Origin of the sequence: Brevibacillus sp. MER 51 (assembly GCF_023714195.1) — a bacterium.
Taxonomy (GTDB): Bacteria; Bacillota; Bacilli; order Brevibacillales; family Brevibacillaceae; genus Brevibacillus.
The window spans coordinates 137,192-151,315 of sequence record NZ_JAMAUS010000003.1; the positions used below are offsets into that span (position 1 = coordinate 137,192).

Below are 14,124 nucleotides of genomic sequence, written 5' to 3' on the forward strand. Positions count from 1 at the left end.
AATGAAACCAACTTTTCGCGAACAGCTTTCCCGGAAAATTCTGATTCTGGACGGTGCAATGGGCACCATGCTTCAACAGGCGAATCTGACTGCTGATGATTTCGGCGGTGAAGCCTATGATGGCTGTAATGAACTCCTGAACTTGACCAGACCAGATGTGATTCGTTCCATTCATGAGAAATATTTAGAGGCAGGCGCAGACATCGTCGAGACAAATACGTTTGGTGCTGCTTCCATTGTTTTGGCCGAGTACGATGTGCCAGAGAAAGACCTTGAGATCAATATAGCGGCAGCTCGCTTGGCCAGAGAAGCGGTGGATGCCTATTCCACGGAGGAGTGGCCGCGTTTTGTAGCAGGTGCCATGGGACCGACGACCAAAACCCTTTCGTTGACAGGCGGTGTCACCTTTGAAGAACTGATCGAGGCGTATTATCGTCAGGCAAAAGGTTTGATTCTCGGCGGCTCCGATGTTCTTCTTTTAGAAACCTCGCAAGATACGTTGAACGTCAAGGCTGGCGGGATCGGGATTCGCAAAGCTTTTGAAGAGCTTGGACAGGAGCTCCCCGTTATGCTGTCAGGTACGATTGAGCCGATGGGCACGACGCTGGCGGGCCAAAATATCGAGGCGTTTTACGTCTCCTTGGAGCATATAAAGCCTGTCTCTATAGGTCTGAACTGTGCGACAGGACCTGAGTTCATGCGTGATCATCTGCGGACACTATCAGGAATTGCCCAATGTGCGGTCAGCTGTTATCCGAACGCAGGCTTGCCAGATGAGAACGGTCATTACCATGAAACGCCACAGGGACTTGCTTCGAAAATGCGGGCGTTCGCGGAACAGGGCTGGATCAACGTCGCTGGCGGTTGTTGCGGAACAACGCCTGACCATATTCAAGCGATGGCAGAAGCATTGAAAGACTGCAAGCCGCGCAGTGCTGCTGTAGAACCGCTGAGCGCGGTCTCCGGGATCGAGGTCGTTTACGTCGAAGATGACAATCGTCCCTTGCTCGTAGGGGAGAGGACCAATGTCATCGGTTCCAAAAAATTTCGTGATCTGATTGCAGCTGGTCACTATGAAGAAGCGTCTGATATTGCCCGAGCCCAAGTAAAGCGTGGGGCACATGTCATCGATATATGCTTGGCTGACCCCGACCGTGATGAATACGAAGATATGGAAAAATTCCTACAGTTCATCGTGAAAAAAGTAAAAGCACCGCTCATGATCGACTCGACAGATGCCAAGGTCATGGAACTGGGACTTCGCTATTCGCAAGGGAAGGCCATTCTCAACTCGATTAACCTGGAAGACGGGTTGGATCGATTTGAGGAAGTGGTTCCGCTTATTCACAAGTTCGGTGCCTCCGTTGTCGTCGGAACGATTGAAGAAGCGGGTATGGCTATCACTCGCGAAAAGAAGCTGGAGGTCGCGCAACGTTCGTATGACATTCTCGTCAACCAGTATGGAATAAAGCCACAGGATATTATTTTTGATCCACTTGTCTTTCCAGTAGGGACAGGGGATGAACAATACATCGGCTCTGCCAAGGAAACCGTAGAAGGCATTCGTTTGATCAAACAGGCAATGCCTGCTTGCAAGACGATCCTGGGTGTCAGTAATGTTTCCTTCGGCTTGCCTCCTGCGGGTCGGGAAGTGCTGAATGCGGTCTTCTTGTACCACACTACTCTCGCAGGGCTTGATTACGCCATCGTCAACACGGAAAAGCTGGAGCGCTACGCTTCGATTCCAGAAGACGAGAGAAAGCTGGCAGAAGCCCTTCTATTCGAGACAAATGACGAGACATTGGCGGCCTTCACTGAATTTTATCGTCAAAAGAAAAAGGAAGTCCGTGTGGAAGTTTCCTCGTTAACACTCGAAGAACGTTTGGCCCGTTATGTTGTCGAAGGCTCCAAGGATGGTCTGGTGGAAGACCTGAAGCTGGCTTTGGATAAATACACACCGCTCGAGATCATCAATGGTCCGTTGATGGCTGGGATGGAAGAGGTAGGTCGCCTGTTCAACGGCAACCAGTTGATCGTGGCAGAAGTACTGCAGAGCGCGGAAGTCATGAAGGCATCCGTATCGTTTTTAGAACCATTCATGGAAAAAAGCGATGCCGCTGCAAAGGGGAAAATCTTGCTGGCGACAGTCAAGGGCGACGTACACGACATCGGAAAAAACCTCGTGGAAATTATTTTGTCAAACAACGGCTACAATGTCGTAAACCTGGGGATCAAGGTACCGCCAGAGCAACTGATTGCCGCATGCAGAGAAGAAAAGCCGGATGCCATCGGTCTGTCTGGACTCCTGGTAAAATCCGCGCAGCAAATGGTCATTACCGCACAAGACCTGCGTGAAGCAGGCATTGATATCCCGATGATGGTTGGCGGTGCGGCATTGACGCGCAAATTCACATCGAACCGGATTGCACCGGAATACCGTGGAATTGTTTTATACGCAAAAGACGCCATGGATGGTCTGGAGCTCGTGAATCGTCTGCAAAATCCAGAAGAACGTGATCGCTTGGTAGAGGAACAGCAGCATCTGCTGGAAGCAGTCGCAACGGCTCAGCCTGTTGTCGAGGAGAAAAAAGCACCTTTGCCCTCTCGTTCAGCCATCAGCAGAACCGTTCCAATCCATCTGCCGCCCGATTGTGAACGACATGTTTTGCGACAATACCCGCTGAGCCATCTGCAACCGTATTTGAACCTGCGGATGCTCCTCGGAAAACACCTCGGCGTACGCGGAAATGTAGATAGATTGATAGAGGAAGGCGACGAGAAGGTACTGGAACTGTACGGCATTGTGGAAGAGTTATTGCATGAAGCGAAGCAAAAAGGAACCATTTCGACCCACGGTGTGTATCAGTTCTTCCCGGCTCAGTCAGATGGCAACGATATTTTGGTCTATGATCCAAAAGACCACAGCAAGTTGCTGGAGCGCTTTTCGTTCCCGCGTCAGCTGGAAGAACCTCATCTTTGCCTGGCCGACTTCTTGCGACCGGTGGAGAGCAAGGAAATGGATTATGTCGGATTCCTGACCGTAACGGCTGGGGGCGGGATTCGCGAAAAATCTACAGAGCTAAAAGAGCGTGGTGACTACTTGCGCTCTCATGTCCTCCAAGCCTTGGCATTGGAGCTGGCAGAGGCATTTGCTGAGCGAATTCATCACGTCATGCGCGACGTGTGGGGTATACCAGACCCTGTTGAAATGACGATGCTAGAGCGCTTTGGAGCTAGATATCAGGGCATTCGTGTCTCCTTCGGTTACCCAGCTTGCCCGAACCTGGAAGATCAGGCGCAGTTGTTCCGTCTATTGCGTCCAGAGGATATCGGCGTTCAGCTGACAGAGGGCTTCATGATGGAGCCAGAGGCTTCCGTATCGGCGATGGTATTTGCTCACCCTGAAGCGCGTTACTTCAATGCAGGTCCATCTATTTTTGAAGTCTAAAACGACGGAGTTTGACCATGTATATATGAAAATGGGAGAGAAGGGATGGAGTTGACGACGAGAAAGAAAGATTTACGAGCCTACTTGAAAGACCACCTCCTAGTCGGAGATGGTGCAATGGCGACCCAACTGCACGGGCTGGGCGTCCCGGTTGGCGTCAGCTTTGAAGAGCTGTGTTTGTCCAACCCTCGTTTGGTGCATGAAGTCCATACGTCTTACTACCAGGCGGGTGCACGTTTCCTGGAGACAAATACGTATTCTGCCAACCGAGATGCATTGAGCCGTTACGGTTTGGAGCATAAAGTAGCGAGGATTAACCGGCTTGCAGTCGCCATTGCAAGGGAAGCTGCACAGGATGATGCGTATGTAGCTGGCAGCATCGGATCGATTTTGGCTGGACGGGTGAAGAAAAAGGTATTGGATGAATTCCGTGACCAGTATGAGGAACAAGCAATCGCATTGTTGCATGCGGGCGTGGATGGACTGATTCTGGAGACGTTCCTCGATTTGGAGGAGCTGCTTCTGGCGATCGAGGTAATCCGCCCGCTCACAGATGTACCCGTAATCGCGCAGTTAGCCACTTTGGAGGTAGGGCGTACACGTGATGGCTACGCTTTGACAGATGCCTTTTCTGAGCTGAAAGCCGCGGGCGCTGACGTGATCGGACTAAACTGTCGCCTTGGTCCCGCTGAACTCTTACGCTCGTTTGAAAATACAGTGATTCCAGAAGATGCACTCTTATCCGTATTCCCGAATGCAGGACGTCTGGGGATGACTGACGGAGAATACGCTTTTAAATCATCACCTGAATATTTTGGACAGAGTGCGCTTCGTTTGCGTGAGCAGGGGGTTCGGTTGATTGGCGGATGCTGCGGAACCACACCTGCACATGTGAAGGCGATTGCGGATGCACTTGAGTCACTGGAGCCGCAAGCGCGTGTTAACCCGACCATCGTAGCTGGAGATCGTCCTACGATTTCTGTGCAGAACACGAGGGAGAGGGAGAAACCGAGCATTGTCGAGCGCGTAAAAACCGCAACGACGATCATTGTCGAGTTTGATCCGCCACGTGATCTGGATGCAGACCAATTTATCCACGGATGCTGCGAGCTGCACAAAGCAGGAGCGGACGCGATTACGCTGGCGGATAATTCGTTGGCGACAGTTCGGATGAGCAACATGGCACTCGGGGCACTCATGAAGAGCAGACATGGAATCGATCCACTCTTGCACCTTGCTTGCCGGGACCGCAATCTGATTGGGCAGCAATCGCACTTAATGGGGCTGCACGCTCTGGGGATCGATCAAATATTGGTGATTACTGGCGATCCATCACGCTTTGGGGACTTGCCGGGTGCCAGCTCGGTATTTGACGTGACCTCGTTTGATCTAATCCGCATGGTGAAGCAGTTGAACGAAGGTGTTTCGTTCTCAGGACGTCCGTTAAAGCAAAAAGCCCAGTTCATCGTAGGCGCCGCCTTTAATCCGAATGTCCGAAATATGGATGCTGCTGTTGCCCGATTGGAAAAGAAGGTCGAGGCAGGCGCGGATTACATTATGACGCAACCTGTGTACGATGCAGAGTCCATTCGGAATGTGTACGAGGCGACGAAGCATATCGGCATTCCTGTCTTTATCGGGATCATGCCGTTGACCAGCTCGCGTAATGCGGAGTTCCTGCATAATGAAGTGCCCGGAATCAAACTGTCGACAGAGGCTCTGGAACGGATGAAAAAGGTTCAGGGAGAAGCCGCCAGACAGGAAGGAATTGCAATCGCGAAGGAATTGGTCGACACGGCCGTTCGTTACTTCAATGGTATCTATCTGATTACACCGTTCAATTATTACGAGATGGCGGCAGAGCTCATTCAATATACACGCCAGCAAAGCTCTTTGGTGAAGATGGCCCAGGCTTAACGGTTTTACGCCAGATATATAGGGAAGGCCCATTGTATAGACAGGCTATAGCCTTGCTTCTAATACACATGGGCCTTCATTTCGTTTAGCATAAAGGCGGTCTTGAGAGCTTCCCGATTGCAAAACTGTTGAATCTCCGCAAGGTCCATCTGGGCATACAGCTTTTTGCGTAAAAAACGTTCAATGATATGCGGGAAAGTGAGATCGACAAAGAGCAAATGCAGTTGCTCCATCGAAAGGGGGTTTTCTTGGAGATAGCCACGCAATATATGAGAGAACAATTCCTCGTTCCACTGGTCATTTTTTCGCATAGCAAGGGATAGAACACGGGCAATGTCTTTGGACGGAAAATCGTAACGAACGTCCTCCCAGTCAATGATCGCAATTCTTTGATTACTGACGAGCAAATTCCCATTATTAAAATCTCCATGACAGAGAAAATGGTTGGTTAAGGGTTCCCTTTTCCATTTCGAAAAGTATGGAGAGGATATCAAATGTTCCTTTGCTGTGATCCCGGCTTGTTTAAAAAAAGGAAGGTATTCCGCGATCACAGCGTATTTTTGATCATTCTTCCCGGCATATTGAAGCTCCCACTTCTCAAGGGCAGCTAAATCTGTCTTGTACTCCACGGTCCATTTTTCTGCGCCATTATAAAGGTTGCCATGCTTGGAAGAAAAACCGAGCGACCTCATATGAAATTTGCCCAATACCGAGCCGATCCGTTCCATTCGAATAGGGGAGTTATACGCGATATTTGGCCAGGATAGCCTTTGGTGGAGAACGAAAAGATTTTCCTTATGAGTTATGTAACGCTTATTATTTTTGGTTCGTTGAATGTCGGGGATGAGTACGTCTTTTTTCCGCAAATGCGCTTCAGCATCCAGGATGAAATGTAAACGTTCCTTTTGCAGAGTGGAAGCTTTTCCAATGAATTTGCCATTGGTTGTTTCCAAGTAAATGACGAGTGATTTGGGTGTATCCCGAATGGTCTTGTGATGCAAAACAGTCATGTCGTATTTGATCTGGATTTTTTTGATGAGGTCGTCCACTGCTGATGCCCCTCCTTGCGTACAGAGCTACAAGTATTGTACGGAAGAATAGGGGTGAATGACACTAAAGGATCTACTTAGCAGGCGAGGAAAGAGGGTGCCAATTCATTTCGCGTAAAAAATGACTCAGCTCAGTAAACTTAGCGATTCGTTCCTCACGTGTAAAAGATGCGTTAGCCCCACTTGTAGACGGGACGACAAACACATAGCTGCCTGACCAATCTTCTGTCCCAAAGTACCTGATTGGCTGAAGCCCCAGTGAAATTGCTTGTTTTTTTTGTCCAGTCGCGTGACGAAAAGCAGTAATGCCGTTAAAACAGATGACACGAGGCCGGTAAGTCTGGATCATTTGGACGAACAGCTCTGCCCCTGCAGCAAAATCCTCATTGCGCAGGTCTGTTGCGGAGCGGGTAGGGCGTGAGACCAGATCGGTAATACCATAGTTGTATTCTAAGAGGGTAGCAGTTTCCTCTGGCAAGAGCTTGTGAGGTGTAAGGCCTCCTTCGTACAATCCGCGCCAAAACAGGTTGGCTGGATTGGCGTAGTGAAAACCCGTCGTAGCTGATATACGCCCTGGATTGATCCCGCAAAATAAGACTGCCAAATCGCGGCGTATGTATGTAGGCAACCATTTTTCTGTGAACTCGACCAAAGCGAACCCCTCCTGTTTACCACATTGTAGCACATCAGTGAGCGCTTTCAGAAAGAAGCAAAAAAAGCTGCCAGACTCGGCAGCTTCAGGTTATATTGGATCAAGTAACGGATCTTAGAGCTGGGGATGCGGATACGGCAGCACTTGCTGTGGCTCGTTGAACGTGAATTGCTCCATTTCATTCCGGACGTATCTTTTCGTCTCGAATGGAACGACTTCTTGTTCTTCATTACCCCACAACCAATTCGACAGCATTTGTATCATAAGGATACCCTCCACTTTGTGGAAATGTTTTACATGTTCATCATACTCCAGTTGAGGGCATTTTTGGTTGGGCAGGTGTGAATAAGGCGTGAAGAAATCGTGGATAGAACGTGAACAAAATTGAAGCGATTTCACAGGGCTTCGAAAAAAAGCGAAAAGAAATCCGCCTGTACGAACGGACTCTTTTCGCTTTTTTGCCATGTCATTTCTATGGATTGGTGGACCACAGTCCAGCGGATTTCACAAAGATGCGTTTGTTCAGTTTCAGCTGGCTAACCACGAACTCAGCAATATCCTCAGGCTGCATCGTCTTCTCAGGATTTCCGTCTGTCAGACCCAAGTCCAAAGCCAAATCGGTAGCTACCGTACTCGGAGTCAGCGCCGTGACGCGGATGTTGTGTTTGCGTACTTCAAGAGCCAAAGACTCCGTCAGACCAAGAACACCGAACTTGGATGCGCTGTACGCACTGGTAAGAGGAGCACCTTTTTGTCCTGCTGTGGAAGAGATGTTGATAATGTCACCGGCGTTTTGCTCAATCATACCTGGGAGCACCGCGCGAGTCACGTAGTAGACACCCATCAGGTTAACTTGGATGATTTGCTCCCATTCACTTGTTTCCAGCTCCATGAACTTGCCGAATTTGGCAACGCCCGCATTATTGATCAGGATATCAATCTGACCCAGTTCATTTTTGATAGAAGCAACAGCTGTTGTGACAGCATTGTAATTGGAGACGTCTGCGGTCGCAATCGCTACCTTGACGCCGTATGCTTCTACTTCCTTGGCGACTTGCTTCAGATTTTCCTCAGAGCGAGCCAAGAGACCGAGATGCACGCCTTCCTTTGCGAGAGCGATCGCAATTGCGCGGCCAATACCTTTACCTGCACCCGTAATGAATGCGGTTTTTCCTTTTAGATCGATAGCCAAACGAAAAACACTCCTTTTTCAAGACAATAGGAATCTCATGTATATTGTGCAGTGTACTAGCATTTATCCCTGGGGGGAAGGATGCACTTTTATGTACGTAGGTTACGAAAAGTAACTGTTGAAAATGGAAATGTCCTCCCTGAGTAGGGAGAACATTGGGGAGCAAGGGGAGAACTGCTTACAGCTTGTATACGTCTGTGTATTTTTTCTCGAGGTAATTCATTAAGTAAGTAGCATTTGTACCTTCGCCTGTAATCGCTTGAACGAGTTCACGAGGGCTCTTCATTTTACCGTACTGATGGATTTTTTCCTTGAGCCACTCACGGATCGGCGCGAAATCGCCTTTCGCGATCAGCTCCTCGTAACCGTTAATCTCATTCTCCATAACGTGGACGAATTGTGCCGCATACACATTACCCAGCGAGTAAGTCGGGAAGTAACCGATCATTCCGCCTGACCAGTGTACATCCTGAAGCACACCCAGTGTATCTGTCGGTGGCTCGACACCCAGGTATTCTTTCATTTTTTCGTTCCAGATTTTTGGCAGATCAGCCACCTGAATGGTTTGATTGATCAAGCCTTTCTCGATTTCGTAGCGGATCATGACATGCAGGTTGTACGTCAACTCATCTGCCTCTGTCCGGATAAAGGAAGGAGTAACAGCGTTAACCGCACGATGCAGATCTTCTACAGACACGCCTTCGAACTGGGTAGGGAACGCTTTTTGCAAGTCCGCAAAAAAGTGATTCCAGAATGGCAGACTGCGTCCGACCATGTTTTCCCAGTAGCGGGATTGAGACTCGTGAATCCCCATGGAGGTACCATCGCACAGTGGTGTGAACAGCAGTTCTGGATTGATGTTCTGCTCGTACATCGCGTGTCCAGCCTCGTGAATACAACTGAAGAGTGCAGAATTGAAATCATTTTCAGCGTATCGCGTCGTAATGCGAACATCCCCAGGGTTGAAGGTGGTGCAGAACGGATGCGCACTGCGATCCATGCGACCAGACGTGAAGTCGTATCCGATTTTCTCGAGGATATAACGGCTGAATGCTTCCTGGTCTGCCACTGGGAAGTTTTTCGTCAAGAAGGAGGTGTCTGGCTTGTTCGGAGAGTCGGCGATCGCTTTTACCAGCTTGACGGTTTTCTCACGCAAGGTAGCAAAGATCGGATCGAGCTGGTCGACAGTCATGCCAGGCTCATACATGTCCAAGAGGGTGTTGTACTTGTTTTTGCCGTCATGACCCCAATATTCGATGAACTCGAGCTGGAAGTTCACGATTTTCTCGAGGTACGGCTGGAACATGGAAAAGTCGTTGTTGGCGCGAGCTTCTTCCCACACTGTTTCTGCCTTGGCGGTCAGTACAACGTACTCTTGATGCCTGTCAGCAGGAATTTTCTTGTTGCGGTCAAATTCCTTTTTGCATTCCAGCACACTGTGACGGGTAATTTCATCCAATGTTTCGAGAACGGATGGCTCACTCAGATCTGTCAAAAGCGCTTCCATTTCTTTAGACGTCGCCAGCTTGAATTGCTCGCCTGCCAATGTCCCGATGATTTCGGAACGGGCATCCATTCCATTGCGAGGAGCTTGTGTAGCCTTGTCCCAATAAAGAACGTTCAGTGCTTGCGTGTAGCTGGTTATTTTCTTCACATAGTCACGGAACTCGGCCGCACGTGTTTCCACAGTCGTTGACATAGGGTTCCTCCTGTAAATTTGTCATGTTCTGGTAATCAATATGTAAGTCATGCAGTCAAAAAATTTTTACTACTGAATATTATATCGGTTTAACAAAAAATTACTAGGTGGATGCGGCAAGCATTTGTCGGTATAATCGTAGAGGATACGAATGTGTTACTTATTTGCGATGACAGGAGAATGAAGATGAGTCAATCCAATCCCCAATGGGAAAATGAGATAGCAAAACGCCGTACCTTCGCCATCATCTCCCACCCGGATGCGGGTAAAACGACAATGACGGAAAAGCTGCTCTACTACGGCGGAGCCATCCGTGAAGCAGGGATGGTCAAAGGGCGCAAAAATTCCAAGCATGCCACCTCCGACTGGATGGAGATCGAGAAAAAGCGTGGAATCTCCGTTACGTCCAGTGCGATGGATTTCGAATACAACGGACACCACATCAACATTTTGGATACACCTGGTCACCAGGACTTCAGTGAAGATACGTACCGTACGCTGACGGCTGCTGACGCTGCTGTGATGATTATCGACGTAGCAAAAGGGGTAGAGGCACAGACCATCAAGCTGTTCAAGGTCTGTCGGATGCGGGGTATTCCGATCTTTACGTTCGTGAACAAGCTGGATCGTCACGGTAAAGATCCATTCGAGCTCTTGGAAGAAATTGAACGCGTACTGGGTATTCGTTCTTATCCGATGAACTGGCCGATTGGGATGGGTAGCTATTTCAGCGGCGTATTTGACCGTATGAAGTCTCGTGTCGAGCTGTATCAAAACAATACACAGCACGAGGAAATTTCCTTTTTCCCTGTTGAGGGAGCAGAAGATCCATTGATCGGTGATCGTGTTGGTCAAGAACTGTGGCAGCAATTGCAGGACGAAATTTCTCTGCTGGATGTTGCGGGAGATGAATACGATCCTGAACTGATCAACAAAGGGCAACTGACGCCTGTTTTCTTCGGTAGTGCCATCAATAACTTCGGTGTACAAACATTCCTGGACAACTTCCTGCAAATGGCGCCAGCACCTTCCGCGAAGAAGAGTACAGAAGGCTTGATCGATCCGTATACGAACGCGTTCTCCGGCTTCATTTTCAAAATCCAAGCCAATATGAACCCGGCTCACCGAGATCGCATCGCTTTCTTGCGTATTTGCTCCGGCAAGTTTGAGCGGGGAATGTCAGTCAAGCACGTCCGTCTTGGCAAAGACATCAAATTGGCGCAGCCGGTACAGTTTATGGCACAGGACCGCGAAATAGTCGAAGAATCGTTCGCGGGAGATGTCATCGGTCTTTTTGACCCGGGCATTTTTCAGATCGGCGATACACTCTGTGTCGGAAAATCATTTGAGTACGAAGAAATGCCGCACTTCTCGCCAGAGTTTTTCTCCAAGGTGATGGTGAAGGACGCGATGAAGCACAAGCAATTCCAAAAAGGAATCATGCAGTTGACCGAGGAAGGAACGGTGCAATTATTCCGTACCCATCCGATGGAAGAGCTGATTCTTGGCGTGGTAGGTGTGCTGCAGTTCGAGGTACTGGAATACCGTTTGAAAGCCGAGTACGGGGTAGACATCATGCTGACTCGTATGCCGTATCAAATCGCTCGCTGGCTCGAAGGGGAGAAAGCAGACCTCGATGCTGTGAAGAACCGAACCGTTTCCGACCGTTATGGCCGTCCGGTTATGCTGTTTGAGAGCGAGTACCAGCTGCGTGTCGCAATGGATAAGTACTCGAATATCAAGTTCCACGAGAGTTCTCTCGGTTTGAAGACCGTTCATTCTTAATTGAAAAAGAAAATGCAGGGCCTCCCGATCACGGTGAGGCCCTCTTTGTCCATTTCACGAATTCCACGACTCATTTGGACAGCATGGACTAGAACTCGATGGCAAAAAATCTGACCTCATCCGTAGCATCTGGAAGGGTAACCATTCCTTTTTCTTGCAGACCGATTTTCTTTAGAAGGTTGGCTGAAGATGCATTATCGGGGTTAGTGATTGCTACGATGCGCTTTAAGCCGACAACTTCTTTTCCGTGGGCAAGAACAGCAGAGGCTGCCTCATACGCATAGCCTTTGCCCCAGTATGCGGGCAGTAAGGCAAAGCCGATATCGACATCCTCTAACGAATCTCTCTTGATCAGTCCACATAAGCCGATCGGAACATTTCCTTCCTTCAGCTCTGCCAAATACAGACCAAAGCCAAGACTTTCGTACATCGCGACAGCACCATTCAAAATATAGTTGCGGGCGTCTTCCGTCGTACGAAGACCACGATCGCCAATAAATCGAATCCAGGAAGGCTCATTCATCAGTTTCAAGACAAAATCAGCGTCTTCGGCAGTTTGCCAGCGGAGAATGAGACGATCTGTTTCCAGCACTTTCAATGGAACGACACCAGCCTTTGCTTTTTGGATTTATCCGATAATTTGTAGTTCTTTGGGAAACGACGTCAATACTTCTACGCCATCCTTCGTGACGAGCACATTATCTTCAATTCGGATGCCACCGATCTTCGTGTTATAAATGCCTGGTTCAATCGTGAAAACCATACCTGGGATGAGCTCTCCTGCTGCTTGGCTATGAACGTAAGGAGCTTCATGTAGCTCTAGTCCGATTCCGTGCCCGACACGATTGATGAAAAATTCTCCATAGCCCCGGTCCCCAATGACAGCTCGTGCAGCTCGGTCAACCTCTGCGATCGGAGCTCCTGGTCGAACGGCCTGTATCCCGGCCAGATTCGCTTGCAAGACCGTATCGTACATGTCCAGCAATTCTGCACCCAATTGACCGACAGCAAAAGTACGCGTCAAGTCCGATACATACCCATCGACATACACCCCTGCGTCAATCAACAAAACTTCTCCCGCTTGAATCACCCGATCACCCGGGTCGCCATGGGGCAGTGCTGCTTTTTCACCAGCCAGCACAATCGTTGAGAAGGAAGGGCCTTGTGCTTTCAGCTTTTTCATTTGGTATTCCAGCTCTGCGACGACGTCCAGTTCCGTCATCCCTATGGATATCAGAGGGAGCGTACGGCGTAGGGATTCCTCCATCACCCAAATCGCTCGCTTGATCGTAGCGATTTCAGATGCATCCTTAGCCACGCGTATATTGCACAGCAATTCTCCGACATCCACTGCTTCTGTAGCTTGCACGATCGATACGAGCGACTCATATGTTTTCGCTGTCAAATGGTTCTTCTCCACACCAATCTGAGAGAGGGGAGTCGGCAGCAAATGCAGGAGCACAGTAAGTGCATCCTGTGAATCGTCATGTGTATAAATCATCATGGCAGGACAAGCCTCCCGTGCTTTTTCACCGTCCAGCAGAGGAACGAAGAGGAAGGGGGACTCGCCTCTCACCAAGACGAGGCCCATAAAACGTTCATGTGGCTCTGTCAAAAATCCGGTAAAATAGTAAACATTTTTGGGATGCGTAATCATCAATGCGTCCAGTTTCCTGCTTTCCATGTACGCGTGCAGCTTTTCCAATCTTTCTTGCATCCAGATCACCCTTTTTTAATGGTAGACAAGGTTAGGTTCTAAAAATGACAGGTGTCAAAACGGACAGGATCTCGGCTTCTTCAACAGTGGAAGGATTGTACCACGTATGAAGGAGAGAGGAAGGGAAGTGAATCGTGTCTCCTTGCTCGAGATGGTATTCTGTTTCGTCGACGACGATGGTGACACATCCTTTTACGACGTAGTAAAACTCTTCACCGGGATGCTGAAAGGCGACATGCTTCGTCTGTCCGGGTGGCAACACGTTGAGGAGGGGTTCAAGCGCCCTGTCGGGGAAATTCCCACCGATTCGAACGTACTTCACAGGTGACCCTTCAATCTGCAACGTTTTACGCCTTGCAATGGGCGTGTGGTACGTGACATCTTTTTCGACTTCAAAGAAGTACGTAATGGGGACACCCAGACATTCCGCAATTTTCTGCAGAGAAGTAATCGCGAGCGAACTATTGCCGCGCTCTACCTGTGATAAAAAACTGACGGAGAATCCCGATTTCTCGCTTAAATCCTTTAAAGTAAGCTCCTGCTGAATACGAAGTGCTCGTATTTTTTTGTAGACGTGCTCCAAAAAGTCACCTCCTGACAAAGGTGATTACGGTATTACAGTAAATATTACGGTAATACAAAAATAAATGCTACATCTATTCTGA

11 protein-coding genes are annotated in these 14,124 nt (G+C 49.0%); 3 read left to right on the forward strand and 8 right to left on the reverse strand.

The features are described from left to right. Window position 1 precedes the first annotated feature (1 nt). Together metH and M3630_RS07720 are read left to right on the forward strand one after the other, a co-directional pair. On the forward strand, window positions 2-3,448 hold the full coding sequence (gene metH, locus M3630_RS07715) for a methionine synthase (protein WP_251251745.1): 3,447 nt from the start codon (window positions 2-4) through the stop codon (window positions 3,446-3,448). A 45-nt stretch (window positions 3,449-3,493) separates the two neighbouring features. Then, a complete protein-coding gene (locus M3630_RS07720; protein WP_251251746.1) occupies window positions 3,494-5,365 on the forward strand; it encodes a bifunctional homocysteine S-methyltransferase/methylenetetrahydrofolate reductase in 1,872 nt (623 codons plus the stop codon). Between the two features lie 59 nt (window positions 5,366-5,424). Here M3630_RS07720 and M3630_RS07725 read toward each other — a convergent pair whose 3' ends face one another. The 5 genes from M3630_RS07725 to M3630_RS07745 all read right to left on the reverse strand — a co-directional run bounded on the left by M3630_RS07725 (window position 5,425) and on the right by M3630_RS07745 (window position 9,957). Next, window positions 5,425-6,414 carry a phosphotransferase gene (locus M3630_RS07725; RefSeq protein ID WP_251251747.1) on the reverse strand — a complete coding sequence of 330 codons (990 nt, stop codon included), beginning with the start codon at window positions 6,412-6,414 and terminating at the stop codon, window positions 5,425-5,427. Window positions 6,415-6,487: 73 nt separating this feature from the next. Beyond that, window positions 6,488-7,066, reverse strand: coding sequence for a mismatch-specific DNA-glycosylase (locus M3630_RS07730; protein ID WP_251251748.1), 579 nt, complete (start codon window positions 7,064-7,066; stop codon window positions 6,488-6,490). Between the two features lie 114 nt (window positions 7,067-7,180). Then, window positions 7,181-7,330 (reverse strand): hypothetical protein, encoded by a 150-nt coding sequence (locus M3630_RS07735; protein WP_162837744.1) that lies wholly within the window; start codon window positions 7,328-7,330, stop codon window positions 7,181-7,183. Window positions 7,331-7,538: 208 nt separating this feature from the next. Continuing rightward, window positions 7,539-8,258 carry a 3-ketoacyl-ACP reductase gene (locus M3630_RS07740; RefSeq protein WP_251251749.1) on the reverse strand — a complete coding sequence of 240 codons (720 nt, stop codon included), beginning with the start codon at window positions 8,256-8,258 and terminating at the stop codon, window positions 7,539-7,541. A 178-nt stretch (window positions 8,259-8,436) separates the two neighbouring features. Continuing rightward, the gene (locus M3630_RS07745) at window positions 8,437-9,957 is read right to left on the reverse strand and encodes a carboxypeptidase M32 (protein WP_251251750.1); all 1,521 of its coding nucleotides are present in this window, start codon (window positions 9,955-9,957) and stop codon (window positions 8,437-8,439) included. A gap of 186 nt (window positions 9,958-10,143) precedes the next feature. Here M3630_RS07745 and M3630_RS07750 point away from each other — a divergent pair, with 186 nt between their 5' ends. Continuing rightward, on the forward strand, window positions 10,144-11,742 hold the full coding sequence (locus tag M3630_RS07750; RefSeq protein WP_173609701.1) for a peptide chain release factor 3: 1,599 nt from the start codon (window positions 10,144-10,146) through the stop codon (window positions 11,740-11,742). Between the two features lie 88 nt (window positions 11,743-11,830). On the opposite strand, the gene M3630_RS07755 is transcribed toward M3630_RS07750, so the two are convergent. From M3630_RS07755 to M3630_RS07765, 3 genes are read right to left on the reverse strand one after another with little or no spacing between them, the layout of a single operon-like run. Then, a complete protein-coding gene (locus M3630_RS07755; protein WP_251251751.1) occupies window positions 11,831-12,340 on the reverse strand; it encodes a GNAT family N-acetyltransferase in 510 nt (169 codons plus the stop codon). Window positions 12,341-12,370: 30 nt separating this feature from the next. Next, window positions 12,371-13,459, reverse strand: a complete 1,089-nt coding sequence (locus M3630_RS07760) for a M24 family metallopeptidase (protein ID WP_251251752.1) — start codon at window positions 13,457-13,459, stop codon at window positions 12,371-12,373. A gap of 31 nt (window positions 13,460-13,490) precedes the next feature. Beyond that, window positions 13,491-14,042 (reverse strand): helix-turn-helix domain-containing protein, encoded by a 552-nt coding sequence (locus M3630_RS07765; protein WP_251251753.1) that lies wholly within the window; start codon window positions 14,040-14,042, stop codon window positions 13,491-13,493. Between the last annotated feature and the right edge of the window lie 82 nt (window positions 14,043-14,124).